Here is a 24,964-nt window from a genome sequence, read left to right as displayed (position 1 = left end):
GGACGCGCCGTCGTCCGCGCCGTCGTCACCCGGCCGGCTCCAGGGCCACGTCGATCACGTCGACCAGTCGGCGCAGCTTCTGCTGGACGCGGACGGCCTCGGGCTGCGGAACCCGCACGACGGCCCTGGCCGGGGCCGCCGCTCCGGCGCTGAAGGCGAGGTCCAGGACCCGGTGGTTGTTGAGGGTGGAGGCGAGGCGGGCGAGCGTCCCGGCGGTGGGGTGCAGGGTGACGGTGAGCCGGGTGTGTTCCATGGCGGCGGTCCTGTCTGTGGAGGGGACTGGCGGGGCCGGAAAAGCAGAAAGACCCCTCGCGGAGCGCGAGAGGTCTGCGTGCGGGCGGGGGCCGGGGAGGGTCACTCCTCCCGGCGCGGTGCCGGCACGCCGCCGCTGGTAATCAGCTGCTGCTGCATGCCCGGAATGCTGGCAGAAACCCGCCGGCGTGGGACGGGGCGTCTCACCCTGCGGACAGCCCCGGCTGCCGCCGCCCGCCGGCGCCGCCCGCCTGGGGGCCGGGGACCGGCGACCGGCGCGGCCGTATATCGGTTGGCCGGGCACACCACCGGCTGCTACCGTCTGCGCAGCCGTGCAAGAACGCGAGGAGGTGAGACCCATGAAGGCCGTATCCGTATGGGTGCTCCCCCTTTCCGTCACGGTGGGCGGGTGACGTAGGTGTCGCCAGGGAGCGCCTCAGACCAGGCACTCCCCAAGGACGACACCATGACCGCTCCGCATCCCATCCCGGGCGCCGACGGCCACGCACTCGTGGTCACCCGGATCTCGGACACCCGGTGGCACGCCGTGCAGGACGACCTCGTGGTCGGCACCGGCGACGCCTCACGCCGCCCCGACGGGCGACTCTTCGTCAGCGTCGACGCGTGGCACGGCGAGGCCTTCGCCCGCATCGCCGCCGCGATCTCGGCCGACCTGCCCGAACCGCTGCACACCCTCACCGACGAGGCCGACCACGACACGACGGCCGCCTGGCAGCGCACCGGCTTCACGGCCGTACGCCGCGAACGGTGCTACCTCGTGCCCACCGACCCGCAGACCACCGGCCTCGGCACGGTACGGCCCCCGGCGGGCGTGACCATCGTGCCCGCCGGCGAGGCGCAGGAGGGCCCGCTGCGCGCCCTGGACCTCGTCATCCGCGAGGAGGTCGAGGCCGGCCCCGGCTGGTCGTCCATGCCGGCCCAGGTGCTGCCGCGCCCGGCGGGCACCACCGTGCTCGACCCCTCCCGGTACGCGGTGGCGCGGCAGGACGGCCACTACGTGGGGCTGGTGCGGGTGGCCCCGCCGACCCGCCCCCGGATCGGCCTGCTCGCCGTCCGGGCCGACCGGCAGCGCCGCGGCATCGCCCGGGCCCTGCTGGCCCACGCCCTGGACGGGCTGCACCGCTGCGGCACCGCTGCGGCCTGGGCCGAGGTGACGGAGTCCAACACGGCCGCCACCGCCCTCTTCGAGGGCATCGGCGCCCGCCGTACGGGCAGCACCCTGGAACTCGTCCGCCGCTGACGCCCCGCCACGCAATCCCGACCCGCAGTCCCCACCCCGCACTTCCCGCCCCGCAGTCCCCGAAGACCGCACCGACCCCCGAGAGAAAGAGGTGAGAGCCATGGCCAAGACCGCAGACGGCATCGAAGTCGAAGGCACCGTCACCGAGTGCATGCGCAATGCCACGTTCAAGGTGGAACTCCCCAACGGGCACATCGTGCTCGCCCACATCAGCGGCAAGGTCCGCAAGAACCACATCAAGATCCTCCCGCACGACCGGGTGCTCGTGGAGCTCAGCCCCTACGACCTCACCCGCGGCCGGATCCGCTACCGCTACCGGTCATAGCGCGTTCCCGCCGCCCGGTACCGCCCCGAAGCCCCGCCGCCCCGCCACCGCCCCCGACAGGAGGGCGGGGCGGGGCGGCGGGGCTTCGGGCGCCGCCGCCGGTCGAACGCCTCCGGCCCCCGACCGGCGGCGGCGCGGTGCAGTAGCCCGCCTCGGTGACTGAGCGTCAAGTGACTGATGTGCCGGACCGTTCCGCGGACCACAGTGGGTGGTGCCGGCCGCCGGTCCCCGGCACCGGCCGACGCCACAGCACCACGGAGGAACCAGCATGATCGACAGGCGCACCTTCGCCAAGGCCGTCGGATTCGGGGCGGGCACGACCGCCCTGTCCCTGGCCGCCCTGCCCCAGTCCGCGCAGGCCGCCCCCGCGCCCCCAGCCCCGGCCCCGGCGGCTCCGGCACCGGAGGTCGCGCCGGGCGCAACCCCGGCCGGGCGCACCGGCTTCGCCCGGCAGGCCCAGGTCCGCGCCGGACTCCTGGACGTCGGCTACGCCGAGGACGGGCCGGCGGACGGCCCCGCCGTCATCTGCCTGCACGGCTGGCCGTACGACATCCACAGCTACGTCGACGCCGCCCCGCTGCTCGCCGCCCAGGGCTACCGCGTCATCGTCCCCTACCTGCGCGGACACGGCACGACGCGCTTCCTGTCCGCCCGCACGCCCCGCAACGCGCAGCAGGCGGCCGTCGCCCTGGACGTCGTCGCCCTGATGGACGCGCTGGGGATCGGGCGGGCCGTGCTGGCCGGCTTCGACTGGGGCTCGCGCACCGCCGACATCGTCGCCGCGCTGTGGCCCGAGCGGGTCAAGGCGCTGGTGTCGGTCAGCGGGTACCTCGTCACCGACGTCGAGAAGCAGCGGGAGCCGCTGGCGCCGGCCGCCGAGCACACCTGGTGGTACCAGTTCTACTTCGCCACCGAGCGCGGCCGCCGCGCCATGGAGGACCGGGACAAGCGGCGCGAGCTGTGCCGGCTGGTGTGGGAGACGGTCTCCCCGACCTGGGCCTTCGACGACGCGGTCTTCGCCCGCACCGCCGCCGCCTTCGACAACCCCGACTACCCGGCGATCGTCGTCCACAACTACCGCTGGCGCCTGGGCCTGGCCGACGGCGAGCGCCGCTACGACCGCGTGGAGCAGCGGCTCGCGGCCCGGCCCCGCATCGCCGTGCCCACCGTCACCCTCGACCCCGGCCGCGACCCCTTCACCGCCCCCGGCGACGGCTCCGCCTACCGGCAGTACTTCACCGGCCCCTACCTCCACCGCACCCTCGCGGACGTCGGCCACAACCTGCCCCAGGAGGCGCCCGCCGCCTTCGTCCAGGCCGTCCTGGACGCGGACCGCCTCTGACGGCCCCCAGGCCCCCCGGCTGGCCCGGCCCGGACGGCTGGGCTCGGCCCGGGCGGGCGCCGGGCCGGTCCTGCTCCGGGAAGGCCGCGACCGGCGGGCCGCTGCCCCGGGGAGGGCGGCGGCGGCCCGCCCGGCGTCAGGCCCCCGTCCGTCCCGGGGGACCGCCCTAGACGATCCGGTTCACATCCAAGACTGAACTGTCTGGTTGACTAACTGAACCGATCCGTTTAGATTCCTCGTGTCGAGACGCCGCGAACGGCGAACCCGAACAGCCGCACCCACACACCGCCGCAAGGAGCAACCGCCATGAGCCCCGCCAAGGTCTTCGCCATCTCCGGCTCGCTGCGCGCCGACTCGCACAACACCGCCCTGCTGCGCGCCGCCCGGACGCTCAACCCGACCGGCATGGAGATCGAGATCTACGACGGCCTGCGCGAGATCCCGCCCTACGACTACGACCTCGACCACCCGGGCGTGCGCCCCGCCGTCGTCGAGGAACTGCGCCGCAAGGTGCTCGACGCCGACGGCCTGCTGATCGCCACCCCGGAGTTCAACTACTCGATCCCCGGCGTGCTGAAGAACGCCCTGGACTGGCTGAGCACCGACTGGAGCAAGAGCGAGGGCCTGCCGCTGCACCGCAAGCCCACCGCGATCATGGGCGCCGCGCCCACCAACTTCGGCTCCGTGCGCGCCCAGCTGGCGCTGCGCCAGGTCTTCGTCTGGACCGACAGCGACGTCGTAGTCAAGCCCGAACTGGTCGCCTTCCGCTCGCACGAGCGCTTCGACGCCGAGGGCGAACTGGCCGACGAGGTCACCATCGGCATCCTGAAGGACCTGCTCACCGCCCTGCAGGGCAAGATCGACGCCGCCCGCGCCTGACCTCGGCGCCCGCGGGACCGGACCACGGCAGGGCTGTTGCAGGGGCCGTGACCCGGCTCACAGCCGTTCGGGCGCGGAGCGTGATCGACTCGGCCGATGCGCCAGTTCGAACAGTCACCCCGTCGGCTGACGGCCCGTCGGCCCGCACCTCCCGCCACGGCCACCGCCGCCGCCGCCGTCACGCTCGCCGCGCTCGCCGCCGCCCTGCTCGCCGGCTGCGGATCCCCGGCGACCGGGCCCGCCGGGTCCGCGGGGCAGGCCGGATCGGCGGGGCCCGCCGGCGGCACCGGGCCGTGCGGGGCGCCGCCGGCCCCGGCGCCCGGCAGCGGGCGCCAGCCGGACGGCCCCGCGCAGGGCGGCGTACGGATCACCGCCGTCGGCCCGGCCTGCGCGGAGTACGAGGTGACCAACCCGGGCACCGAACCGTTCGACGTCACGGTGGACTTCCGCCTCTCCGCGCCGGACCCGGGCGGAACCGCGACCATCTCGCGGACCACCACGGCGCTCGCCCCCGGCGCCACCGCCGAAGGCAGGCTCGACCTGTCCGGGCCCGGCCCCGCCCGACCGGGCACCGCACCCCAGGTGAAGATCGTCAAGGTCCGCAGCGTGCCCACCGCCGAGGCCCCGCAGCCCGGCGGCCCCTGCCCGGCCTCCGGCCTGCGGCTGTACGCGGACCAGGGCGACGCCGCGATGGGCCTGCGGGTGGTCGGCCTGCACCTGCGCAACTGCGGGACGGCCACGGTCGCCCTCGACGGCTACCCGACGCTGCAACTGCTCGACCCGGACCGCCGGCCCGTCGACGGGGTACGGCTGCTGCCCGGCGGCGCCGCGATCGCCACCGGCACCGGCGCGGACGACCCGCCGCAGGAGATCGCGCTGCGCCCGGGCGAGGGAGCCCGCGCCACCCTGGTGTGGCGCAACACCACCGAGGCCGGCACCCCGCTGGACGTCCCCTACGTCCGGGTCCGCGCCACTGCGGGCGCGGCCCCCGTGACGGTCACCCCCGAACTCGACCTCGGCACCACCGGGCGCCTCGGCGTCGGCGCCTGGACCAGGGAGGACGGCGACGGGCGGCCGCCCGCCACCAGGCCGCCGGCCACGGGCGGCTGATGCCGTGGCACCCGGGGCGGGCGGCCGCCGATTTCCTCTTTCCGATCATGGACTGGTACGTTCTTCCTGTCGGCAGGACGGGAACGCGAAAGCGGTCCGGACCAGCCGGAGCAGGCGTCGGTGGTGCAGCGGTAGCACGCCCACTTTCAGTGGGAGGGGTTCGTTCGATTCGGGCCCGGCGCTCCAACTCGCAGGGGCGGAAGTCGTAGTCGACTTCCGCCCCTGCGGCGTGTCCGGGCCGAGCGGCCGGCGCCCCGTCAGGGGACCTCCGCCCCGTTTCCCGCCGCGGCGACACCCGCAGGACGGCGGCGACACCCGGCAGGGGAAGGCCTGCGGGTGGGTTCCAAGCTCGCAGTATCGGCACGCGGGCATCCGCGCACCGTCGCGCCGCCCGCCGACCCGGGCGAGCGTCACCCGTCGGGCCCGTCGCGGGGCTTTCAGTGCCGGGGGAACAGGCTGGCGATCTTGTCGTCGATGCAGTGCGGGCCGTCGTCGTCGGTGCAGACGAAGGAGGTGGGCTTGCCGCCGGGCCCCCACCCCGGGCGGCTGGAGGTCAGCGGCGTCGGCGTGGTGGCGCCGCCCGCCTCCCCGGTCGGGCCCTGGAGGCCGAGGACGGCGCAGGCCACGCCGACGCCGACGACCACCAGGGCACAGACGGCGCCCGCGACCAGCCCGGGGGTGAGCCCGGACGGGTGCCGGTCGGCGGGCGTCACCGTCCCCTGGGGCCGCTCGGGCAGGTAGCGCACCCGTACCCGGTCGCCCACCACGCGGGGCACACCCGACCTGTCGCGGAACCGGACGTCCAGGCCGTCCGGGGTGCGGAACCCGAGGATCACGTGCCGCTCGGTGAAGGTGCGCCGCTCGGTCCCCGCCCCCCTCGTCTCCACCGCGACGTAGGTCTCCAGGCACTCGGCCCACGCCGTCAGCCCCCGCGCCAGGGTCCGCGCCCGCAGCCGCGTCCTGAGCACCACACCGACCAGGACGGCCACCCCCGCGGCCGCCCCGACGAAGCCGAGCACCGACCAGACGACCTTGTCACCCGACATGTCCACCCCCCGTGGAACTGCCTGCCCGCACCTGAGCCATCGTCAGGGAGACGGTGATCGACTCCCCGCGGTTCCCCGGGGCGCCGCCGGTTCCCCCGGGGGCGCCGCCGCCGAGGTTCCGCCGCCCCCGGGCGCGGGCCCCTGGCGTCGGACGGGTCAGACCTCGGGCAGGTGGTCGGCGACGAGGACGGCGAAGTCGTCGGGGGTGACGATCCGGACGCCCAGCTCCTCGGCCCTGGCCCGCTTGGAGCCGGCCTTCTCGCCGGCGACGAGCAGGGTGGTGCGCTTGGAGACGGACGAGGACGCCTTGCCGCCGGCGCGCTCGATCAGCTCGTTCATCTCGTTGCGGGACAGCGCGGCCAGCGGGCCGGTCATGCTGCCGGTGACGACGACGGCCTCGCCCGCGAGCGGCCCGGCCGCGGCTGCGGCTGGGGCCGCCTCCGCCCGCGGCGCGTCGCCGTCGGCCCGGGCGCCCGCCGTGGCGGGGGCCCGGGGCGCGGTGACGGTGGTGCCCACGCCGCGGGCCGCGAGCCGGTCCAGGAGCGGTGCCAGTTCGGCGAGTTCGGCGACGATGACCCGGGCCTTCTCCGCGCCGATGCCGTCCACCGCCGCCAGGGTGTCGGCGTCGGCGGCACGGATCGCGGCCATCGACCCGAAGTGCGCGGCGATGCGGCGCGACATGGTGCGCCCGGTGCCGCGCACACCGAGCGCGCAGAAGACCCGGTTGAGCGGACGGCTGCGGGCGGTCTCGATCGCGGCGAGCAGGTTGTCGGTGCTGGTGTCGCCCATCCGCTCCAGGGCCAGCAGCTGCTCACGGGTGAGGGAGAACAGGTCGGCGAGGTCGGTGACCAGCCCGGCTTCGACCAGCTGGACGGCGCGGGTGCCGCCCAGGCCCTCGATGTCGAGCTGGTCGCGGCCCGCCGCGTAGATCACCGAGGCGACGGCCTGGCAGTTGCGGCCCCGGGCGCAGCGCCAGCGCTGCTCGGTGGTGTCGATGGCGTCGCCGCAGCGGGGGCAGGACCCGGGGAAGACGATGGGCCGTTCGTCGCCGGTGCGCTCGTCGACGAGCGGGGCCTCGACGCGCGGGATGACGTCGCCGGCGCGGTACACGAACACCTGGTCGCCGAGCATCAGGCCGCGCCGGGTGATGTCGGCGGGGTTGTGCAGGGTGGCGTAGGTGACGGTGACGCCGTCGATGACGACGGGTTCGAGGACCGCGCGCGGGGCGATGATGCCGGTGCGCCCGACGTTCCACTCGACGTCGAGCAGCCGGGTGACCTTGTGCTCGGCGGCGAGCTTGCGGGCCACCGCCCAGCGCGGCGCGCGCGAGCCGGACCCGGCGTCCCGCTGGTCGGCGGCGGAGTCCGCCTTGACCACGACACCGTCGATGCCGAACGGCAGGGCCGGGCGCAGCGCGGCGATCTCCTCGATGCGCTGCTGGGCCTCCGCCAGCGTGGCGCAGCGCAGCGGGCGGGCGGCCGTGGCGGCGGCGGTGTTGGCCCCCAGGGCGGCCAGGCGCTCCAGGAGGGCGCTGTGGGGCAGGTCGTCGTCGAGCCCCACGGCGTCGTAGCCGAAGAAGGTCAGCTCGACGCGGTACGGGCGGTCCTTGGCGCGCAGGGTGCCGGCGGCGCCGTTGCGCGGATTGGCGAAGGGGACGGCACCGTGGGCGGTGCGCACCTCGTTGGCGTGCTCGAACTGCTCGCGGGTGAGCAGGACTTCACCGCGCAGCTCGACGTCCACGGGCTCGGCGAGCGCGGCGGGCAGGCCCAGCACGGCGTCCGCGGCGTGGCTGATGTCCTCGCCGGCGAGGCCGTCACCGCGGGTGATCAGCCGCTGCAGGCGCCCGGCGCGGTAGCGGGCGGCCACCGCCAGGCCGTCCAGCTTCGGCTCCACGCACCAGGCGGCCACCGGTCGGCCCAGCCGCCGCTCCAGCCCGGCCGCCCACTCCGCGAGCTCCTCGGCCGAGAAGACGTTGTCCAGCGACAGCATCGGCACGCTGTGCGGCACGTCGCCCTCGACCGCGCCGCCGGCGACCTTCCCGGTCGGGGAGTCCGGCAGCGCCTCGCCCGGGTGCGCCTCCTCGTAGGCCGCGATGGCGCGCAGCAGGGCGTCGTACTCGTCGTCGCCGAGCGGGGTGCCCCCGTCGGTGTAGTAGGCGGCGGAGGCCCGGACGGCGGCCGTGACGGCGTCGGCGTAGTCGCCGGGGGTGAGCAGAGCGGCGTCGTTCATGGGCAGCATCATCGCCACCGGCACTGACAGTCGACCGGGGCACGGGTGTGCCATCCGGCGCCGCCCCCGCGCCGCCCCCGCCGGGGCCCGCGCAGCTCCTGGCGGGGCCCGCCCGGGGCCCGGCGGGGGCCGGGTCCTCCGGGCGGGGTGGGCTCGGGTCAGGGGAGGTAGCGCTCCAGGGCCGCGGCGCCCTTCTGCTCGATCTGCTGCCTCGCCCAGGAGAGGCGGCTGGGGGTGACGTCGCGGCCCGACGCCATCACGAGGTCCTCCGGGTCGAAGGGGCGCTCCGATCCGGTGTAGAGCTGTCGCTGGACTTCGGAAGCCGACTCCGGCATGTCTCCGCTCAACGGTTGCTGCATGTCCATCACCTCATCGCCTGGGTGGCCCGCACGCACGGTCCTTCGATGGTCTGCCGGAAGCGAGAGTACGGCGGGCGGAGCACGACAAAACTACTCCATCCGGGTGAATCGGCCACCTGTCCGTTCCGTGCGTGCCCCCGCTTCCCCCGGAGGACGGCCGGGGAGGGGAGCGGGGCGTCAGCGGGGCCGGTGGGCGATGACGGCGAACATCGTCACCGACAGGTGGAAGGCGCCCCGTCCGGCGGCGGCCTCGAGGTCGGCGTAGAGCCGGTCGCACTGCTCCTCGGTGAGCAGACCCCGCCGCAGGGCCGCCGCGCCGAGCCCGCGCACGATCGGCTCGCTCACGGTCCGCGGGTCGTGCAGGAGGACGTCGGAGCCGAGCTCGTCGACGGCCAGACCCGCATCGGCCAGCCAGCCCGCCAGGCGCCGCCCGGCGTCCGGGGTGGCGGCGGTGGCCTGGGTGACGGCGGCCAGCGCGGGGCGGATCTCCGGGGCGGCCGGGTGGAGGACGAAGGTGGCCCAGTCGGTGTCGAGCAGGGCGACCCGCCCGCCCGGGCGCAGCACCCGGGCGATCTCGGCGACGGCCCGGGCCGGATCGGTCAGGTGCTGCAGGACGCGCTCGCACCAGACCACGTCCGCGTCGGCGTCGGGCAGCGGCAGTGCGAGCGCGTCGCCGTCCAGGAAGCGGGCCGGGCTGCCGGCCTCGGCGGCGCGCCGCTCGGCGACGGCGCGCAGCCCGGCGTTGGGTTCGAGGCCGGTCGCGGTGCCGCCCGGGGCGACGGCCGCCGCCAGCACCCGGGTCTCCGAGCCGGTGCCGGAACCGACGTCCAGCGCCCGCTCACCGGGGCGCGCGGCGAGGCGGTCGTGCGCCCACGCGCGCAACCGCCGCACCCCGGCGTTGGCGGCCTGGACGTCCAGGGCGGCGGTCAGCCGCTCGGTGACCGCGGGGTCGGTGTTGGCCGCGTGGAAGGCCGAGGTGGGGCGGGGGGTGGTCATCGGGCTCTCCGTAAGTCGTCGGGCGGCCCCGGGGGGCCGGACCGCCGCCGAGGCGGTGGGTGTTCCGGTAGGCGATCATCCGTCATGTGCCCGCACGCAGGGCCGCCCACGTGCGGCCCCCGCACAGCCGGTGTCCGGCCCGGCCCGGTCCGGCCCGCACCGGCCCGGGGTCCGGTCTGCCGTTTTCGCGCCGGATCGACCCCGGACACGTCCGCTCCACCGGCCGGCAGGTCGGAAGACACCGTCCGTTCGACCAATAGTCTTGTGCAGTCCCTACATTCGGGCCACTGCCGGTGATCGGCCGTCGGCGGTGCGTACCCGCCCGGCCCGGCCGGCCCGTCCGCTCCTGAGCGAAAGGCCGCCCGATGGCCCCCCGCCTGTCCGTCGTCGTCCCGATCCACAACGTCGAGCGCTACCTCCAGGAGTGCCTGGACTCGATCGCGGCCCAGACCTTCGAGGACTTCGAATGCGTCCTGGTCGACGACGGCTCGACCGACGACGGCCCCGCCATCGCCAAGGCCTGCACCGACCGGGACCAGCGCTTCCGCCTGGTCCGGCAGGAGAACAAGGGCCTCGGCGCCGCCCGCAACACCGGCTGGCGCCACCTCACCCCCGGCACCGAGTACCTGGCCTTCGTCGACAGCGACGACACCCTGCCGCCGCACGCGTACGAGCTGATGATCCGCACGCTGGACGAGACCGGCTCCGACTTCGCCACCGGCAACGCGATGCGCCTGCGCACCACCGGCCTCACCCCCTCGCACGCCCACCGCCGCCCGTTCCGCGAGACCCGGCTGCGCACCCACGTCAGCGAACTGCCCGCCCTGGTCACCGACCGCACCGCCTGGAACAAGGTCTACCGGCGCTCCTTCTTCGACACCGCGGGCATCCTCTACCCCGAGGGCATCCTGTACGAGGACGCCCCCGTCAGCGTGCCCCACCACTTCCTCGCCGAGCGGGTCGACGTCCTCGCCGACCCGATCTACCACTGGCGGGTCCGCGAGGACGGCGCACTGTCCATCACCCAGAAGAAGACCGACCCGCGCGGCCTGGTCGACCGGGTCCGCTCGATGGAACTGGTCCGGGAGTGGCTGCTCGCCCGCCCCGAGCCGGTGTTCGCCGAGCACCTGCGCGCCTACGACCACAACTGCCTGGTCGAGGAGATCCCGATGTTCTTCTGGTCCGTCCCGGACGGCGACCGCGCCTACCGCGAGGCCTACCAGCAGCACGTCAGCCGGCTGCTCCGGGCCATCGGCCCCGACCGGCTCACCGGCCTGAACACCCAGCTGCGCCTCAAGTACGGCCTGACGCTGGCCGACCGGATGCACCGCTTCGTCGCCGTCCAGCGCCTGCACCGCCTCGCCCGCCGCACCCGCCAGGTGGCCGCCCGGGGCTGACCGGCGCGGGCCCGGCAGGGCCGCCGGCCCCGGCGGCGGCGCCGTGCCTGCGCCGGTCCGCCGCCGCGCCGGCTCAGGCCGTGCCCGGACGGGAGGCGGCGCGCGGGACGGCGTCGTCGAGGACGGCGAGCAGGCGGGACCGCACGTCGGCGGCCACCTCGCGGGTCACCGGGTCCTCGCTCTCCAACTGCGGGGCGATCAGCTCCACGGCCGCGGCCAGCAGCGGGAGGGGCACCTGCGCGGTGCGCAGGTGGAGGAGCTGCGACGCCGCCCGCTCGCCCGGCGTGGCGGGGGCGGGAGCGCTGGGAATCAGGGCGGTGATGCCTCGGGGGAGCTGACTGCCGGTCACCCGCCCATTCTCCCGCGCCCGGGCCGATGGTGATCACCACCCGGAACGCCGGTTCGGCCGCGGCCGCCGCCCCCGCGCCGCCGGGCCGGGGCCGACCCGAACCCCGGGCGCGCGGCCCGCGTGGGCGGGGGAGCGGCCGAACGGCGTCGATGTGGCCTGGATCACACCGGATCGGGCGATGATTCCGGGGTGGCCCACCGGTCTTCACCGCACAACCCCGAACATCCCGAGGAGCAGTCCCCATGCGCATCGCGGTCAACGAGTTCATCAGCCTGGACGGCGTCGTCCAGGCCCCCGGCGGTCCCGAGGAGGACACCGACGGCGGCTTCGCCCACGGCGGCTGGTCCCACCCGTTCTTCGACCCGGAGACCCTCGGCCCGTTCATCGACGGCACGATGGGCACCGCCGACGCCCTCCTCTTCGGCCGCCGCACCTGGCAGTCGATGGCCGCCGCCTGGCCCGGGCGCACCGACGACCCGTTCGCCGACCGGATGAACTCCATCAGGAAGTACGTGGTCTCCGGCACCCTCGCCCAGGCCGACCTCACCTGGGCGAACTCCACCCTCGTCCCCGCGGCCGAGGCCCTCGGCTGGGCCCGCGAGCAGCGCGCCGCCGACGGCGGCGACCTGCTGGTCATGGGCAGCCCGACGCTCGTCCGCTCCCTCCTCGCCGCGGACCTGGTGGACGAACTGCGGCTGATGGTGATGCCCGTGCTGCTCGGCGGCGGCAAGACGGTCTTCCCGGCGGACGGCGTGCAGCGCACGCTCGAACTGGTCTCCACGGCGGTCGGCAAGACGGGCGTCCTCGTGGCCACCTACCGCCGCCCCGGCGCCGCCGCCTAGCGCCCGGCGCGCCCGCGGGGGAAGCCGGCCGGCCCGACCTCCCCCGCGGGCGTGGCGGCCGTTGCCGCCTGCCTGACCCCCGTTCGCCTCCGGGGCCCTGCCGATCGGCAGGGCACAACGCCGGGAGTGAACGACTTTCCTGCCGATCGGCACATGGTTCGCACGGGGGTGCACCGGCCAGGATCGGAGGCGTCAGGACGGCGGCCACCGGGGCCGCCGAGGGAGGAAGCCCACCATGTCCCGCATCGGAACCCGCACCGGTATCCACACCGGCACCCACGCCCCGGTCAGCGCCCGCGCCAGCGGCCGCGCCCGAACCCGTGCGGGCCGGGCCGCCGCCGTCGCGCCGGCCCTCGCGGCGCCGGCACGCGAGGGGGACGGCCGACCGGTCAGGCCACCCAGCCGGCGGTCATCGCCTGCACGGCCGAACCGTCGAGGTCCTTGAGCTTCGTCCCGGCGAAGGCCCGGGCGGTGTCGGAGGTGAGGAGCCGGAAGGCGGGCCGCTCGGCCGCGAGCAGTTCCACGATCCGGGCGGCCACCTCCTGGGGCGCCTGGGCGGCGGCGAAGGCACCGCGGGTGCGCTCCAGGTAGGCGGCCAGGGCCGGCGCGTACGGTCCGGCCTGCTCCAGCGCGTCGTCCCCGATGCCCACGTTGGCGACGAACTCGCTGGCCACCGCCCCCGGTTCGACGACGCTGACGGACACCCCGGCCGTGGCCGCCACCGGTGCGAGGGATTCCATGAAGCCCTCGACCGCGAACTTGGCGGCGCAGTACGCCTCGTTGAACGGCTGGCCGATCACACCGCCGACGCTGGTCACCGTCAGCACCCGGCCCCGGCTCGCCCGCAACAGGGGCAGGGCGGCCTTGGTGACGTTCAGGACCCCGAAGAAGTTGACCTCCATGACGGCGCGCACCTCCTGGACGCTCTCCTGTTCCAGGGTGCCGACATGGCCGGCGCCGGCGTTGTTGACCAGCGCGTCCAGCCGGTCGACACCGGCCAGGCAGGCCTCGACCGACGCCGGGTCGGTCACGTCCAGGACCCGGACGTCCACGGCGACGCCGGCCTCCTGTGCCGACGCCAGCAATTCGCCGGCCTTCGCGGTGTCGCGCATGGTGGCGATCACGTGCCAGCCCTCGCACGCGGCGGCGACGGCGGTGGCCAGGCCGATGCCGGAGGAGGTGCCGGTGATCAGGACGGTCCTGTCGCTCATCTCGAAGACCCCACTTACTTATGTTCCATAACTAATGTCGAGCATAACTATGTGCCCCGACATTTCACTTTGTCAAGCACTTGGTACCCTGAGCGCCATGTCCCACCCCACGGATGACCTCAGCCGCGACATCGTCGGACTCTTCGCGGCCGTCAACCGCCGCTACGCCCAGGAGTCCGAGGCCGCCGCGGCAGCCCACGACCTGACCCCGCTGCAGGCCAAGGCGCTGCTCGCCGCCGAGGAGCCGGTGCCCACGCGCCGCATCGCCGAACGGCTCCACGCCGAGCCGTCCAACGTGACCGTGATCATCGACCGCCTGGAGTCCCGGGGCCTGGTCGAGCGCAGCGTCGACCCGGGCGACCGCCGCGTCAAGCGCGTCGCCGCCACCGAGGCCGGGCGCACCGTCGCCGCCGACCTGCGGGCCCGCATGCCCTTCGCCGCCGAACCCCTGGCCCGCCTCACCACCCCCCAGCGCGAGTGCCTGCGCGACCTGCTGCACCTGCTCCTGGAGGCGTGACGACGGCGGCCGCCCCCGGCCGGCCTCCGCGTCCTGCGCACGGCCCCTGCGCCCGCGCCGCCCCGGCCCGAGCCGACTGGCGGCGGGGATGAACCCGCCGGTTCCGAGCGGCCGTCACCTCGACTGAGGGGGCCGCCCGGTGAACGGGCGGGCCTCGGTCCGTACCGAGTGGGGAGTACCCGTGAAGAAGATCAAGACGGCGGTGGCCGCTGCCGCCCTCGCCGGTGTCGCGCTGACCGCCGCGCCCGCCAGTGCGGTCGCGGAGCCGATGCACTGCACCAGCACCGTCTGGGGCGGCGAGTACCTGTGCGGCGGCGAGTTCGGCCAACCCGGCATGGCGGAGTACGCCTTCCGGGACGGCCGCCGAGAGGTGTTCGTCATCGGCACCGACCACGCCGTGTGGACGCGCTGGACCGACACGTCCGGCAGGAAGAGCGCCTGGACGTCCCTGGGCGGCTACATGGTCGGCGGGATCGGCATCATCGCCACCGACACGGGCGGCGGCAACTTCGAGATCGGCGCGAAGGGCACGGACGGCCACCTGTGGGGCCGCAGCCGCGCCGCGAGCGGCAGTTGGACCGCCTGGTACCGGATTTCGTAGCACCCGGCGCCCAGTGCCCGGCACCGGCGCCCGGCACCACGCGTCGCACCGGGCGCCACGCAGGCCGGGCGGCCGCGGGATTCCGCGGGCGCCCGGCCTGTGGTGTGCGGGCCGCCCGTTCAGCGGCGGTGGCGGTGGGGCGCAGCGTCGGGGGCTCGGTCGGGGGGTGCCTGCCCGGGGTCGCGCGGGCCGTCGCCGTCGGGGGTGCGCCAGGAGTCGGCGCGTGCGCCTGCGGCGCCCTGGGCCGTTCGTGTTCGCGGGGGCCGACGGCGGGTGATGCGGTGGCTGCCCCAGGCGAACGCGCCGATGAGCAGCACGGCGATGACCAGGGCGGCACCGATGGCGAGCAGGGAAGGGCCGTTGACATGGGCCGCGGCCGGGATCGGTTGCGTGGTCATGCTCTCCTCCGTTCCGTTCCGTTGCGGCGGGCCCGGCCCGGGGGAGGGGGGTGCCGGGCCAGGTCCCGCCGCGACCGCCCGCCTACCCCGCCCGCCCCGGCACATGCACCGCCGCCACGCAGGGCCCCTCCGCCCCCTCCCCCCTCGCCGCCCTCTCACGGGCCCCGCGCCTGAGGGCCCGCCCGCCGAACGCTCCGAAGCCCTGACCTCCCCGATTTTGCTCGTCCGGGCAATTTCTTGCTCAGGCGAGCAAACTGCTCTACAGTCTTGCTCAGGCAAGCAAGAACTTGCTTGCGAAGGCAAAGAGGAGGGGTGGGCATGGGCCGGACGTTCACCGAGTCGGGGCGCCGGGCGCAGATCGTGCAGGCCGCCATCGAAGTGGTCGCCGAACTGGGCTACGCGAAGGCCTCGTTCAGCCGGATCGCCAAGCAGGCCGGGCTCAGCAGCACCGGGATGATCTCGTACCACTTCGCCGGCAAGGACGACCTGATGCACGAGGTCGTCGCCGAAGTGACCCGGGTGACCGCCGCGTTCATGACGCCCCGGATCGGTGCCGCCGAGGGCGGGCGCGCCCGGCTGCGGGCGTTCATCGAGTCCAACGTCGAACTGCTCGCGGTCTGCCCCCGGCACCTGAAGGCGCTGATCGAGGTGCTGCCCAACCTCGGCGGGGACGATCCGGCCAACGTGGGCTACCAGGACTCCATGCGGGTGGCGATGGAGCTCCAGGAACAGGCGGTGCGTGCGGCGCAGGAAGCGGGCGAGTTCCGGGAGTTCGACCCCCGTCTGATGCTGGTCGCGCTGCGCGGGGCGATCGACGCCGTGGTGATGCGCTGGGTCGGTGACCCGACCTTCGACGTCACCGAGGCCGGCCGCGAACTGGCGGACACCTTCGACCGGGCCACCCGCGCCGAACCGTAGCGCGGCACCCGGATCAGCAGGCCGCACAGGACAAGGGAGAGGCAAGTCATGGGAGGGACGGGCGTGATGGGGGAGATCGTGAACAAGCCGGCCGGACAGGACACCGCGCAGGAAGATGCGCAGGAAAGCGCGCAGGACACCGCGCAGCACACGGGACAGGACACCGGTCCGCAGGCCGTCGCCGCCGCGCCGGGCAAGGACCAGAAGGCCCGCGCCGCCAAGCGGGCGCTCGCCAAGTCGCTGGTCTTCGAACTGGCGCTGCCGCTCGGCGGGTTCTACGTGCTGCACGGCGTGGGGCTCAGCCAGTGGGCCGCGCTCCTGGTCAGCAGCGTGCTGCTGGCGCCGTGGCTGGTGCTCGGGATGGTGCGCAGCCGCCGGGTCGAGGTGCTGCCGGCCTTCACCCTGCTGATGATCGTCGTGGGGGCGCTGATGTCGATGGTCAGCGGCAGCCCGCGGGTGCTGCTGGTGCGCGACAGCTGGGTGTTCGGAGTCCTGGGGGTCTGGGTGCTGGGCACCCTGGCGACGCGGCGCCCGTTCATGCTGACGGCCGCGCGTTCGATCGTCGCCGCCAAGCTCGGCGAGGCGGGCGCCGAGGAGTGGGTGGGGCGCTGGGACCACGACGCGGTCTTCCGCCGCCACCTGCGCACGCTCACCGCCGTCTGGGGCCTCGGGTTCGCCGTGGACGCCGTGATCCGGGTGGTCCTGGCCTCGACCCTGCCGGTGGACCTGGTGCCGCTGGTGAACACGCTGCAGTGGCTGGTGGTGCTGGGCGGGCTGTTCGGCTTCCACTTCTGGTACGTCAACCGCCACGGCCTGAAGGTCTGACACCACGAACGCCCGGCCCGGCCGCAACGCCCCGGCCCTCTCGTAACGCCCCGGCCCCTTCGGCCGGGGCGTGCAGCATCGGCCGTCACTGGGTAGGCGCCGATCCGACGGGAGGTACGAGACGGTGAGCTGCGACGACGCGGTGCTGGGCGGCGTGCTGGCCCGGCTGCTGGCCTGCTCCCGGGCGAGTGGGCCGGCGCAGCTGCCCGGCCTGGTGCGGGAGGCGGCCCGAGGGCTGGGCGCCGACGGCGCGCGGGTCTTCCTGGCCGATGTCCAGCAGCGCCACCTCGTCCCGCTGCCCGGCTCCGAGGTCGGCGCCGAGGCCGGCGCCGAGACCGAGGCCGTGGCCGGGAACGGGGCCGCGAGCGGGGGCGGGGCCGGGGCGGGGGGCCGGGACGATGGCGCGGGCCGCGCCCCCGGCCGCCAGGTGGACATCGAGGGGACACTCGGTGGCCGCGCCTACCGGCTGCAGCAGACCCAGCTCTCCTCCGGATCGCCCGCGGTCGGCTGGTTCCCGCTGGTCGACGGGGTCGAGCGGATCGGCGCCCTGAGGATCGAAGGCGGCGCGCGGGACGGCCGCACCGTCGAGAGCTTCGAGGCGCTGGCGCCCCTGGTCGCCCTGCTGGTGGTCTCCAAGAGCGCGTACAGCGACGTCATCGTCGAAGCCGGACGCAGGGAGCCGATGAGCCTGCAGGCCGAACTGCTGTGGGCCTTCCTGCCGCCGCGCACCATCGGCACCCGCGAGGTCACCTCCAGCGCGGTCCTGGAACCGGCCTACGACGTGGGCGGGGACGCCTTCGACCACGCGATGGCGGGCGGGCGCCTGCACGTGTCCGTGTTCGACGCGATGGGCCACGACCTCGCCTCCGGCGGCGCCAGCTCGGTCGCCCTGGCCGCCTGCCGCTCCACCCGGCGGGCCGGCGGCGGCCTGGCCGACATCACCCGGACCATCGACCGCGCGCTGGCCCGGTGGATCCCGGACCGGCTGATGACCGCGGTGGTCGCCGACCTCGACACGGCCACCGGCGAACTGTCCTGGGTCAACTGCGGCCACCCGCCGCCGCTGCTCATCCGGGACCGCCGGGTCGTCCCGGACGCCCTGCGCCGACGCGCCGAACTCCCGCTCGGGCTCGGCTTCCACGAGCACGGGCCGCAACCCGTCCACCACGCCAGACTGCAGCCCGGCGACCGGGTGCTGGTCTACACGGACGGGGTCACCGAGGCCCGTTCGACCTCCGGTGAACTCTTCGGCGAGCGCCGCCTGACCGACACCCTCGTCCAGCACATGGCCGGCGGGGAGCCCGCCCCCGAGGCCCTGCGGCACCTGATCCACGCCCTGGTCACGCACCAGGACCACCAGCTGCGCGACGACGCCACGATCCTGCTGGCGGAGTGGCACCCGCACCGGCGTGGGCCGTGAGTCGGAGACGGCCCCAGCGGTGCCGCCGAGCGCGGGGGTGCGGGGCGGGTCGGGGGAGGCGGGGTCGGTGCGGGGCTTCCTACGGTGCCACGGCGTCCGCCGCCGGCGGCTCCGGCTCCTCCTCGTCGTCCGCCCCGGTCCCGCCCCCGGGCCCGGCCTTGGCCCGGCCCTTCGGCCCCGCCGTCGCCCTGGCCCTGGCCTCGGCCTTGGCCCGGACGTCGGCCGGGGTGGGAGCCGTGATCGAACGTTCCTCGGCGGACCGCTCCCGGGTGCGTTCGTCCGGCTGCGTCTCGTCGTCGGGCGTGGGCATGGCCTGTTCCCCTCGTCGGTGGCTTCAGCGCCTGGAGGCCGAGCGGGTGCCCCGCCCGCCCGTCACCGCAACGGACGGCGGGCGGGCGGGGCCGGGCACCGGAACGCGGCCCCCAAGGGCTCGGTCGGCCTTCCGACCGTAACCCGAAGCCGGCCACCGCGCCTCGGAGGGCCGCCGCCGCGCCCGCCCGCGGGGCGCCGACGCCGTCAGGCCACGGCGCGCGCCACCAGGTCCGCGATGCGCTCCTCGACCTGCGCGGAGACCTCGGTCAGGGCGAAGTAGGTCGGCCACATCGAGCCGTCGTCCAGCCGGGCCTGGTCGCTGAAGCCGAGCATGGCGTAGCGGGACTTGAACTTCTCGGCGCTCTGGAAGAAACAGACGACCTTGCCGTCCAGCGCGTACGCGGGCATCCCGTACTAGAGCTTGGGGGCGAGGGCCGGAGCGGCGGCGGTGACGACGGCGTGCACGCGTTCGGCCATGACGCGGTCGCTGTCCCGCATCTCGGCGATCTTCGCGAGCACGTCCTGTCTCGCCTCGGCCTCCTTCTCGGCCTGCGAGGTCTTGCGCGCGGCCTTCTTCAGCTCCTGCGCGTGCTCCTTCATCGCGGCCCGTTCCTCGGCCGAGAAACCGGCGTGCTTGCTGCTCTCGTTGCTGGTCATGGTCACCCCTGGGGTCGTCACGGCTGAGCGACGTGCCCCACCCGGGCACGTCGCGTGACCAACATCCTCTTCCAAACGCCGGGCGGGCGCTCCGACTTTGCATCGGAGCGCCCGCCCGGTCCCGGCCCGGCAGGGCGTGACGGTGTCACGCTCCCCGCGGGCCGGGACTTCGTCAGCCGTTGCTCCAGCTGGCACCCGAGCCCGTGAACGAGCCGGAGACGCCGTTGTCGTCGGCCCAGATGAAGAAGTCGGCGTGCGAGATCCCGTCGGGGGAGACGGCGGATTCGACGGCCGCGACACCGGCGCCGTGCTGGTTGGCGATGAACGCGCCCTTGCCGAAGTCAGCGCTCAGGCCTTCCTGGGCGGAGGCCAGACCGGCACAGCCGATCACGAGGGGGGCGGTGAGAGCGCTGACGGCCAGAACACGCTTGAAAGCACGCATGGGAAGATCCTCCACGGAGGTCAGGGGGGTGAAGCGGCGGTGCCGGTCGGCCTCGCCACGACTTCAGACAGCCATGCGCCGTGAGCCCTCGCAAGCGCTGCCACCGCCCGACCGGACCTCACCTTCCGTCAGACACACCGCGCCGACCTGCGGGAATGTGGATCGGGTGCGAATCTTCCCGGATCAGTCGGGCGGAGCAGACGCACGGGGGTCCTTCCGAGTGCCGAGGCCGCCGCGGGCCCGGACCCGCACGGGCGGTGCCGCTCGGCTGTCCGGAGACCCCGCCGCCGCCCCGCCCGGACCACCTGCCACGGCCGGACCGCCCGCCCACGGCCGGACCGCCCGCCCCGGACGTGCGGACGCGCCGGGAGCCTGTCGGTGCTTCCGGCGCGTCCGGGGGCGGGGGCCTACTCCGTGACCTGTACCTTGTCGGCCTGCATGCCCTTCTGGCCCTGGACGGCCTCGAAGGTGACCTTCTGCCCTTCCACCAGGGACTTGAAGCCGGGGCCCTCGATCGCACGGAAGTGGACGAACAGGTCGGGGCCGGACTCCGGGGTGATGAACCCGTACCCCTTCTCGTCGTTGAACCACTTGACCACGCCGTTCTGACGCTCTGCCATGTCTCCCCTTGATGATGTGACGCGTTGCCGACCGTGATCATTTCACGTTGCGTGAGGCAATGAACGCCAAAGGTCACCCGCGTCCCGCGAGCCCGGCGCCGCTGCGCTCCCCGGCCCGGTGCATGCGTTTCGGGAACGGGGGTACACGCGGTTCGCGGGCGGGCGGCGCGCGGGTTTTCCCCCCGGACTCCGCGCGCCGCCGCCCGCCGCTCCCGCCGGACCCCGCTGCGAGCCCCGCCAGGGGCCCCCGGGGCCGGCCGCCCGGCCCGGCGCTCAGGCCTTGACGGTGAGCCAGGCGCCGAGGCCGTTGCAGCCGCGCGCGTCGTAGGTGGTGCTGCGGTAGCCGGCCGGGATCGGCGAGTACGGGCAGGTCCAGATGCCGTTGCGGACCAGCTGGTGGAACCAGGCGCCGACGCCGTTGCAGCCCTGGGGGTTGTAGCCGGTCAGCACGTAGCCGGAGACGATCGGCGAACCGGAGCAGGTCCACAGGCGGTCCTGCGCGGGCTGCTGGTACCACGAGCCGTGGTTGCTGCAGCCGCCCGGGTTGTACATCGTGATGACGTAGCCGGCCGGGACGGGCGCCCCGGAGCAGCTCCAGCCGCCGGCCGCGGAGGCCGTGCCGGCCGCCGTGCCGGTGAGGGCGGCCGCGAGCACGGCGACCGTCGCGGCCGCCCTTCCCAGACGGGTCGTCAACTGGCGGAGGATCCTGGTCACGGCGACACCGTTCCGATCGGTCGTCTCCCTCGCCGGGAACGGCGCGGGAGGGCGTAACAACGGGGACGCGCCGCACCCTAGCGGTGGTGATCAGTTCCTGATAGGTCCGGATCGGCGGATCGACGCACCTGACCGAAAACGATCCGTCGACCGTCGGTGAGGACGACCCCGGCACCGACCCCGCGGACGCCGACCGGCCACCTTCCGAACAACCGGCCCGACCAGTAGGGACGTTGACGGGCCGACAGGCCGGCGCCGGGCCGCAGACACCTCGACGCGGCCACCGCACCGGGGCCACCGCACCGCGGCCACCGCACCGGGGCGACGCACCGCCGCCGTCCCGCGCGCTACGCCCCTGCCGGGCCTCCGGTGCCCGGCCCGCCCCCGCGCTGCGGGGGGAGGGAGGGGCGGCCGGACGGTGCGGCGTCGGCGAGGTGCCGGCGGGCGGCCTCCAGGTGTTCGGTGGCCTGGTGCAGGTGCCGGCAGGCCATCGCGGGGGAGGCGGCGCAGTACGGGCGCATCCACCGTTCGGCGGCGTGCACCGAGCCGAGGGCGGTGGTCAGCGCGTGGTGGGCGGAGCGCATCGACGGGATCTCGGCGGCCTCGCGCACGGTGCGGGCGAGCAGGACGGCCAGGTCCTCGGTGTCGGGCCAGGCCCCGTCGGTGAAGTCGTGGCCCCACCAGGTCAACTGGGCCGCGCACACCCCGATTCGGGTTTCCAGCCGTTCGTCCCAGGACGAGGGGCCGGCGGGCGGGGACGGATTCGGGGTGATCGGCACCCGAACATGATCGACCCAATGGACGCCACCGCGCGGGCATTCCCCCAAATCCGTCGGCAAGGCCCGGTGCACGACCCGCGCATTCGCGAGCCGCCCCGCTCCCGCCGCGCGCCCCGCCGCCGCAGGGCCCCACCCGCGGAAGCCGCGAGGCCACGAAACCGCGAATCCCGAACTCCTGCGCGAGGAGGCCTGGGCAGGTCGCCGTCCCGCCCGCCCGCGCGCGGTCGTCGCCACGCCACGGGGTGTCAGAGCCCCCTCCTAGTGTGGAAACAACGTCGGAGGGGGCGCCGGAAGGCGCCGCAGGAGCGTCGGAAGAGGGCGGAAGCATGTCTGTGGCCAGGATCAAGCACAAGGTCAACCACGTCTCGCTCGTGGTCGACAAGTCCGGCTCGATGCGCCAGCACGAGGCACAGCTCGTCCGGGTGGTGGACGAGTTCGTGAAGGGCCTGCAGGAGGAGTCCGACCGGCTCGGCCACGAGACCCGCATCAGCCTCTACGCCTTCGACCACGAGGTGCAGAACCTCGTCTGGGACATGGACGTCAAGCACCTGCCGTCCCTGCGCGGCCTCTACAAGGTCGACAACGGCGCGACGGCGCTGATCGAGGCCGCCGTGAAGTCCGTCGACGACCTGAAGAACATCTGGGAAGGGTACGGGGAGCACTCCTTCCTGCAGGTCGTCGTCACCGACGGCGAGGAGAACGCCTCCGGCTACTCCGAGACCGGCCAGATGCACACCCGCATGAACACCGACCGGGGCAGCGCCGTCCTGCGCACCTGGATGGACCGCATCCAGACCGCCATGGACGACCTCCCCGCCCACTGGACGTCGGCGATCCTGGTCCCGAACTCCCTGGCCAAGCGCACCGCTCAGGAGTACGGCTTCCCGGCGGGCAACATCGCGATCTGGGACGCGGACTCCAGCAAGGGCGTCGAGGAGGCCATCGGCACCGTCAAGGCGGCTGCCACCAGCTTCCTGCGCGGCCGCGAGCAGGGCGTGCGCGGCACCAGGAACCTGTTCGCCATGGGCCAGGACCTGAACACGGCCGAGGTGAAGGCCAACCTCGACGCCCTGGACACCGGCAAGTACATCCTCATCCCGGTCGACGAGCAGACGCCGATCCGCGACTTCGTCACCCGCGCCGGGCACCCGTACAAGACCGGCTGCGCCTTCTACGAGCTGTCCAAGCGCGAGAAGGTCCAGGGCACCAAGCAGCTGGCCGTGGCGGAGAAGGACCCGGCCACCGGCCGGATGACGGGCCGGGTGTTCTCGGGCCCGGCGGCCCGCCGGCTCCTCGGCCTGCCGGGGTCGGAGGTCGCGGTGAAGCCGGGCGACAACCCGGCGTACACCGTCTTCGTCCAGTCGACGTCCGTCAACCGGAAGCTGGTGCCGGGCACCAAGCTGCTGGTCCTCCTGTAACCGGCCGCCCCCCGGCCCGGGCTCCTGCCCGGCCCGGGGAGCGGGGCCCGGGCGGCGGGATCGACGGCGTCGACCCGGCCGCCCGGCGGCCCTCCGCCCCGGGCCGGAGGGCGCTACGCGGCGACGGAGGCGCGCCTGGGGGCCCGGCGGCGGCCGGGGAAGCCCTGGCCGTCGCGGCTCGAGGCGCTCCGGGTCTCACCGGAGGCGGAGACGGGCCGGCTGCGGCGGCCGCGGTTCGCGGAGGGGCTGCGGCGCGGCCGTTCGACGACGGGGTCGGCGATCACGGTGGGGATGCCGGTGGGCACGCGGGCGCCGGTGATGCGGGCCAGGTCCTCGTCGCCGGCGCTGACGCGGGTGGTGACGGGGGTGATGGCGGCCGTGGCCATCATGCGGGCCATCTCGCGGCGCTGGTTGGGCAGCACCAGCGTGACGACGGTGCCGGACTCGCCGGCCCGGGCGGTGCGCCCGCCGCGGTGCAGGTAGTCCTTGTGGTCGTTCGGCGGGTCCAGGTTGACGACGAGGTCGAGCCCGTCGACGTGGATGCCCCGGGCCGCGACGTTGGTCGCGATCAGGGCCGTGACCTGGCCGGTGCGGAACTGCTCCAGGGTGCGGGTGCGCTGCGGCTGGGACTTGCCGCCGTGCAGGGCGGCGGCCTTCACGCCGTTGGCGAGCAGGTCCTCCACGAGGCGGTCCGCGCCGTGCTTGGTGTCGATGAACATGATCACGCCACCGTCGCGGGAGGCGATGTGGGCGATCGTGGCGGCCTTGTCGAAGTTCTGCACGTGGAGCACGTGGTGCTCCATGGTGCTGACGGCTCCGGCGGACGGGTCCACGGAGTGCGTGACGGGGTCGTTGAGGAACCGCCGCACCAGGCGGTCGACGTTGCGGTCCAAGGTGGCGGAGAACAGCATCGTCTGGCAGCCTTCGGCGACCTGGCCCAGGAGTTCGGTGACCTGCGGCAGGAAGCCCATGTCGGCCATCTGGTCGGCCTCGTCGAGCACCGTGATGCCGACGCCGTCCAGCTGGCAGTCGCCGCGCTGGATGAGGTCCTTGAGCCGGCCGGGGGTGGCCACCACGACCTCCGCCCCGCGGTTCAGCGCGTGGGCCTGGCGTCCGATCGACACCCCGCCCACCACGGTGGCCATCCGCAGGCGCAGCGCGTGGGCGTACGGGGTGAGGGCGTCGGTGACCTGCTGGGCGAGCTCGCGGGTCGGGACCAGTACGAGGGCCAGCGGGCGGCGCGGCTCGGCCTTGTGCCCGGCGGTGCGGGCCAGCACGGCGAGGCCGAAGGCGATGGTCTTGCCGGAGCCGGTGCGGCCTCGTCCGAGGACGTCACGGCCGGCCAGCGAGTTCGGCAGCGTCGCGGCCTGGATGGGGAACGGCGTGGTGACGCCCTGGCGGGCCAGCACCGCCAGCAGCGCCTTCGGCATGTCGAGCTCGTCGAAGGACTCGACGGCCGGCAGCGCCGGGGTGGTGCTCACCGGCATCGCGAACTCGCCCTGCGGGGACGAGCCCTGACGGCCGCTCCGCCCGGAGGGGCGCCGCCCTCCGGCAGGCCGGTCGCCGTAGAAGGAGTTGCCGCCGGAGAAGGAGCTGCCCCCGGAGCGGGAGCTGCCACCCGACCGGGAACTGCCACCGGCGCGGGAGCCGGCGGCGGAGCGGGAGCCGGCGCTCTGGTACGAGGAGCGACTGGAGCGGTTCATGTGGGAAACCTTCCTCAGGGCGGCACGTCACGAGGAAGGCTC

The 24,964-nt window shown here is 74.7% G+C and carries 27 protein-coding genes, 1 tRNA gene and 1 pseudogene; 14 read left to right on the top strand and 15 right to left on the bottom strand.

Going from position 1 to position 24,964, the window contains the following annotated elements:
• Window positions 1-25: 25 nt before the first annotated feature.
• On the bottom strand, window positions 26-253 hold the full coding sequence (locus IF30_RS0131575) for a hypothetical protein (protein ID WP_030244836.1): 228 nt from the start codon (window positions 251-253) through the stop codon (window positions 26-28).
• A 465-nt stretch (window positions 254-718) separates the two neighbouring features.
• On the opposite strand from IF30_RS0131575, the gene IF30_RS0131570 reads away from it, so the two are divergent.
• The 6 genes from IF30_RS0131570 to IF30_RS0131545 all read left to right on the top strand — a co-directional run bounded on the left by IF30_RS0131570 (window position 719) and on the right by IF30_RS0131545 (window position 5,355).
• Window positions 719-1,513: a GNAT family N-acetyltransferase gene (locus tag IF30_RS0131570; protein ID WP_030244834.1), complete on the top strand. Its 795-nt coding sequence runs from the start codon at window positions 719-721 to the stop codon at window positions 1,511-1,513.
• 100 nt (window positions 1,514-1,613) lie between these two features.
• A complete protein-coding gene (gene infA / locus IF30_RS0131565; protein WP_030244832.1) occupies window positions 1,614-1,838 on the top strand; it encodes a translation initiation factor IF-1 in 225 nt (74 codons plus the stop codon).
• A 268-nt stretch (window positions 1,839-2,106) separates the two neighbouring features.
• Complete coding sequence (locus IF30_RS0131560; protein WP_030244830.1) at window positions 2,107-3,180, top strand: alpha/beta fold hydrolase; 1,074 nt, start codon at window positions 2,107-2,109, stop codon at window positions 3,178-3,180.
• Between the two features lie 306 nt (window positions 3,181-3,486).
• The gene (locus IF30_RS0131555; protein ID WP_030244828.1) at window positions 3,487-4,059 is read left to right on the top strand and encodes an NADPH-dependent FMN reductase; all 573 of its coding nucleotides are present in this window, start codon (window positions 3,487-3,489) and stop codon (window positions 4,057-4,059) included.
• 96 nt (window positions 4,060-4,155) lie between these two features.
• Window positions 4,156-5,169 (top strand): DUF4232 domain-containing protein, encoded by a 1,014-nt coding sequence (locus IF30_RS0131550; protein WP_078891859.1) that lies wholly within the window; start codon window positions 4,156-4,158, stop codon window positions 5,167-5,169.
• A gap of 114 nt (window positions 5,170-5,283) precedes the next feature.
• Window positions 5,284-5,355: transfer RNA gene (locus IF30_RS0131545), tRNA-Glu, on the top strand.
• Between the two features lie 251 nt (window positions 5,356-5,606).
• Here the strand turns inward: IF30_RS0131545 and IF30_RS0131540 are convergent.
• The 4 genes from IF30_RS0131540 to IF30_RS0131525 all read right to left on the bottom strand — a co-directional run bounded on the left by IF30_RS0131540 (window position 5,607) and on the right by IF30_RS0131525 (window position 9,799).
• The gene (locus IF30_RS0131540; protein ID WP_158835622.1) at window positions 5,607-6,215 is read right to left on the bottom strand and encodes a DUF3592 domain-containing protein; all 609 of its coding nucleotides are present in this window, start codon (window positions 6,213-6,215) and stop codon (window positions 5,607-5,609) included.
• A gap of 156 nt (window positions 6,216-6,371) precedes the next feature.
• The gene (gene ligA / locus IF30_RS0131535) at window positions 6,372-8,444 is read right to left on the bottom strand and encodes an NAD-dependent DNA ligase LigA (RefSeq protein ID WP_420791169.1); all 2,073 of its coding nucleotides are present in this window, start codon (window positions 8,442-8,444) and stop codon (window positions 6,372-6,374) included.
• Between the two features lie 158 nt (window positions 8,445-8,602).
• A complete protein-coding gene (locus IF30_RS42265) occupies window positions 8,603-8,803 on the bottom strand; it encodes a hypothetical protein (RefSeq protein WP_037901769.1) in 201 nt (66 codons plus the stop codon).
• Between the two features lie 177 nt (window positions 8,804-8,980).
• Window positions 8,981-9,799 carry a methyltransferase domain-containing protein gene (locus IF30_RS0131525; protein WP_030244821.1) on the bottom strand — a complete coding sequence of 273 codons (819 nt, stop codon included), beginning with the start codon at window positions 9,797-9,799 and terminating at the stop codon, window positions 8,981-8,983.
• Between the two features lie 365 nt (window positions 9,800-10,164).
• On the opposite strand from IF30_RS0131525, the gene IF30_RS0131520 reads away from it, so the two are divergent.
• Entirely contained in the window at window positions 10,165-11,196 is a 1,032-nt protein-coding gene (locus IF30_RS0131520) for a glycosyltransferase family 2 protein (protein WP_030244819.1), read from the top strand.
• Between the two features lie 73 nt (window positions 11,197-11,269).
• Here the strand turns inward: IF30_RS0131520 and IF30_RS0131515 are convergent, their stop codons facing one another.
• Window positions 11,270-11,545, bottom strand: coding sequence for a hypothetical protein (locus tag IF30_RS0131515; RefSeq protein WP_030244816.1), 276 nt, complete (start codon window positions 11,543-11,545; stop codon window positions 11,270-11,272).
• 242 nt (window positions 11,546-11,787) lie between these two features.
• Between IF30_RS0131515 and IF30_RS0131510 the strand changes: the two genes are divergently transcribed.
• Window positions 11,788-12,387 (top strand): dihydrofolate reductase family protein, encoded by a 600-nt coding sequence (locus IF30_RS0131510; protein WP_030244814.1) that lies wholly within the window; start codon window positions 11,788-11,790, stop codon window positions 12,385-12,387.
• A gap of 389 nt (window positions 12,388-12,776) precedes the next feature.
• On the opposite strand, the gene IF30_RS0131505 is transcribed toward IF30_RS0131510, so the two are convergent.
• A complete protein-coding gene (locus IF30_RS0131505) occupies window positions 12,777-13,598 on the bottom strand; it encodes an SDR family oxidoreductase (RefSeq protein WP_030244812.1) in 822 nt (273 codons plus the stop codon).
• A 97-nt stretch (window positions 13,599-13,695) separates the two neighbouring features.
• On the opposite strand from IF30_RS0131505, the gene IF30_RS0131500 reads away from it, so the two are divergent.
• Both IF30_RS0131500 and IF30_RS0131495 read left to right on the top strand, forming a co-directional pair.
• On the top strand, window positions 13,696-14,115 hold the full coding sequence (locus IF30_RS0131500) for a MarR family winged helix-turn-helix transcriptional regulator (RefSeq protein ID WP_030244810.1): 420 nt from the start codon (window positions 13,696-13,698) through the stop codon (window positions 14,113-14,115).
• A 181-nt stretch (window positions 14,116-14,296) separates the two neighbouring features.
• Window positions 14,297-14,716, top strand: a complete 420-nt coding sequence (locus IF30_RS0131495) for a hypothetical protein (protein WP_051711652.1) — start codon at window positions 14,297-14,299, stop codon at window positions 14,714-14,716.
• A 119-nt stretch (window positions 14,717-14,835) separates the two neighbouring features.
• Here IF30_RS0131495 and IF30_RS0131490 read toward each other — a convergent pair whose 3' ends face one another.
• Window positions 14,836-15,114 carry a hypothetical protein gene (locus IF30_RS0131490; RefSeq protein ID WP_051711650.1) on the bottom strand — a complete coding sequence of 93 codons (279 nt, stop codon included), beginning with the start codon at window positions 15,112-15,114 and terminating at the stop codon, window positions 14,836-14,838.
• A gap of 318 nt (window positions 15,115-15,432) precedes the next feature.
• On the opposite strand from IF30_RS0131490, the gene IF30_RS0131485 reads away from it, so the two are divergent.
• From IF30_RS0131485 to IF30_RS0131475, 3 genes are all read left to right on the top strand, one after another.
• Window positions 15,433-16,032: a TetR/AcrR family transcriptional regulator gene (locus tag IF30_RS0131485; protein WP_030244804.1), complete on the top strand. Its 600-nt coding sequence runs from the start codon at window positions 15,433-15,435 to the stop codon at window positions 16,030-16,032.
• A gap of 48 nt (window positions 16,033-16,080) precedes the next feature.
• Entirely contained in the window at window positions 16,081-16,857 is a 777-nt protein-coding gene (locus tag IF30_RS0131480; protein ID WP_199807961.1) for a VC0807 family protein, read from the top strand.
• A gap of 124 nt (window positions 16,858-16,981) precedes the next feature.
• Window positions 16,982-18,277, top strand: a complete 1,296-nt coding sequence (locus IF30_RS0131475) for a PP2C family protein-serine/threonine phosphatase (RefSeq protein WP_030244800.1) — start codon at window positions 16,982-16,984, stop codon at window positions 18,275-18,277.
• A gap of 79 nt (window positions 18,278-18,356) precedes the next feature.
• Here the strand turns inward: IF30_RS0131475 and IF30_RS0131470 are convergent, their stop codons facing one another.
• The 6 genes and pseudogenes from IF30_RS0131470 to IF30_RS0131445 all read right to left on the bottom strand — a co-directional run bounded on the left by IF30_RS0131470 (window position 18,357) and on the right by IF30_RS0131445 (window position 21,801).
• Window positions 18,357-18,587, bottom strand: a complete 231-nt coding sequence (locus IF30_RS0131470) for a hypothetical protein (protein WP_030244798.1) — start codon at window positions 18,585-18,587, stop codon at window positions 18,357-18,359.
• A gap of 206 nt (window positions 18,588-18,793) precedes the next feature.
• Window positions 18,794-19,246 (bottom strand): annotated as a pseudogene (locus tag IF30_RS42260) (hypothetical protein).
• A 172-nt stretch (window positions 19,247-19,418) separates the two neighbouring features.
• The gene (locus IF30_RS0131460) at window positions 19,419-19,688 is read right to left on the bottom strand and encodes a hypothetical protein (protein WP_030244797.1); all 270 of its coding nucleotides are present in this window, start codon (window positions 19,686-19,688) and stop codon (window positions 19,419-19,421) included.
• 407 nt (window positions 19,689-20,095) lie between these two features.
• Window positions 20,096-20,308: a cold-shock protein gene (locus IF30_RS0131455; protein WP_030244794.1), complete on the bottom strand. Its 213-nt coding sequence runs from the start codon at window positions 20,306-20,308 to the stop codon at window positions 20,096-20,098.
• Between the two features lie 273 nt (window positions 20,309-20,581).
• Window positions 20,582-21,022, bottom strand: coding sequence for a hypothetical protein (locus IF30_RS0131450; RefSeq protein ID WP_234322919.1), 441 nt, complete (start codon window positions 21,020-21,022; stop codon window positions 20,582-20,584).
• 347 nt (window positions 21,023-21,369) lie between these two features.
• Window positions 21,370-21,801, bottom strand: coding sequence for a hypothetical protein (locus IF30_RS0131445; protein WP_030244791.1), 432 nt, complete (start codon window positions 21,799-21,801; stop codon window positions 21,370-21,372).
• A 326-nt stretch (window positions 21,802-22,127) separates the two neighbouring features.
• On the opposite strand from IF30_RS0131445, the gene IF30_RS0131440 reads away from it, so the two are divergent.
• Window positions 22,128-23,219 (top strand): vWA domain-containing protein, encoded by a 1,092-nt coding sequence (locus IF30_RS0131440; protein WP_030244790.1) that lies wholly within the window; start codon window positions 22,128-22,130, stop codon window positions 23,217-23,219.
• A 113-nt stretch (window positions 23,220-23,332) separates the two neighbouring features.
• Here the strand turns inward: IF30_RS0131440 and IF30_RS0131435 are convergent, their stop codons facing one another.
• Window positions 23,333-24,922 carry a DEAD/DEAH box helicase gene (locus IF30_RS0131435; RefSeq protein WP_030244788.1) on the bottom strand — a complete coding sequence of 530 codons (1,590 nt, stop codon included), beginning with the start codon at window positions 24,920-24,922 and terminating at the stop codon, window positions 23,333-23,335.
• Window positions 24,923-24,964 lie beyond the last annotated feature (42 nt).

Origin of the sequence: Streptomyces sp. NRRL S-350 (assembly GCF_000719705.1) — a bacterium.
Classification (GTDB): domain Bacteria; phylum Actinomycetota; class Actinomycetes; order Streptomycetales; family Streptomycetaceae; genus Kitasatospora.
This window is presented reverse-complemented; position numbering and strand designations above follow the sequence as displayed.

Excerpts from the sequence above, each read along its gene's own strand:
- IF30_RS0131575 (WP_030244836.1), bottom strand. The coding sequence starts at position 253 with ATGGAACACACCCGGCTCACCGTCACCCTGCACCCCACCGCCGGGACG.
- IF30_RS0131560 (WP_030244830.1), top strand. The coding sequence starts at position 2,107 with ATGATCGACAGGCGCACCTTCGCCAAGGCCGTCGGATTCGGGGCGGGC.
- IF30_RS0131520 (WP_030244819.1), top strand. The coding sequence starts at position 10,165 with ATGGCCCCCCGCCTGTCCGTCGTCGTCCCGATCCACAACGTCGAGCGC.
- IF30_RS0131540 (WP_158835622.1), bottom strand. The coding sequence starts at position 6,215 with ATGTCGGGTGACAAGGTCGTCTGGTCGGTGCTCGGCTTCGTCGGGGCG.
- IF30_RS0131470 (WP_030244798.1), bottom strand. The coding sequence starts at position 18,587 with ATGCCCACGCCCGACGACGAGACGCAGCCGGACGAACGCACCCGGGAG.
- IF30_RS0131485 (WP_030244804.1), top strand. The coding sequence starts at position 15,433 with ATGGGCCGGACGTTCACCGAGTCGGGGCGCCGGGCGCAGATCGTGCAG.
- infA (WP_030244832.1), top strand. The coding sequence starts at position 1,614 with ATGGCCAAGACCGCAGACGGCATCGAAGTCGAAGGCACCGTCACCGAG.
- IF30_RS0131505 (WP_030244812.1), bottom strand. The coding sequence starts at position 13,598 with ATGAGCGACAGGACCGTCCTGATCACCGGCACCTCCTCCGGCATCGGC.
- ligA (WP_420791169.1), bottom strand. The coding sequence starts at position 8,444 with ATGAACGACGCCGCTCTGCTCACCCCCGGCGACTACGCCGACGCCGTC.
- IF30_RS0131500 (WP_030244810.1), top strand. The coding sequence starts at position 13,696 with ATGTCCCACCCCACGGATGACCTCAGCCGCGACATCGTCGGACTCTTC.
- IF30_RS0131440 (WP_030244790.1), top strand. The coding sequence starts at position 22,128 with ATGTCTGTGGCCAGGATCAAGCACAAGGTCAACCACGTCTCGCTCGTG.
- IF30_RS0131480 (WP_199807961.1), top strand. The coding sequence starts at position 16,081 with ATGGGAGGGACGGGCGTGATGGGGGAGATCGTGAACAAGCCGGCCGGA.
- IF30_RS0131555 (WP_030244828.1), top strand. The coding sequence starts at position 3,487 with ATGAGCCCCGCCAAGGTCTTCGCCATCTCCGGCTCGCTGCGCGCCGAC.
- IF30_RS0131460 (WP_030244797.1), bottom strand. The coding sequence starts at position 19,688 with ATGCGTGCTTTCAAGCGTGTTCTGGCCGTCAGCGCTCTCACCGCCCCC.
- IF30_RS0131510 (WP_030244814.1), top strand. The coding sequence starts at position 11,788 with ATGCGCATCGCGGTCAACGAGTTCATCAGCCTGGACGGCGTCGTCCAG.
- IF30_RS0131525 (WP_030244821.1), bottom strand. The coding sequence starts at position 9,799 with ATGACCACCCCCCGCCCCACCTCGGCCTTCCACGCGGCCAACACCGAC.
- IF30_RS0131550 (WP_078891859.1), top strand. The coding sequence starts at position 4,156 with ATGCGCCAGTTCGAACAGTCACCCCGTCGGCTGACGGCCCGTCGGCCC.
- IF30_RS0131570 (WP_030244834.1), top strand. The coding sequence starts at position 719 with ATGACCGCTCCGCATCCCATCCCGGGCGCCGACGGCCACGCACTCGTG.
- IF30_RS0131490 (WP_051711650.1), bottom strand. The coding sequence starts at position 15,114 with ATGACCACGCAACCGATCCCGGCCGCGGCCCATGTCAACGGCCCTTCC.
- IF30_RS0131435 (WP_030244788.1), bottom strand. The coding sequence starts at position 24,922 with ATGAACCGCTCCAGTCGCTCCTCGTACCAGAGCGCCGGCTCCCGCTCC.
- IF30_RS0131455 (WP_030244794.1), bottom strand. The coding sequence starts at position 20,308 with ATGGCAGAGCGTCAGAACGGCGTGGTCAAGTGGTTCAACGACGAGAAG.
- IF30_RS42265 (WP_037901769.1), bottom strand. The coding sequence starts at position 8,803 with ATGCAGCAACCGTTGAGCGGAGACATGCCGGAGTCGGCTTCCGAAGTC.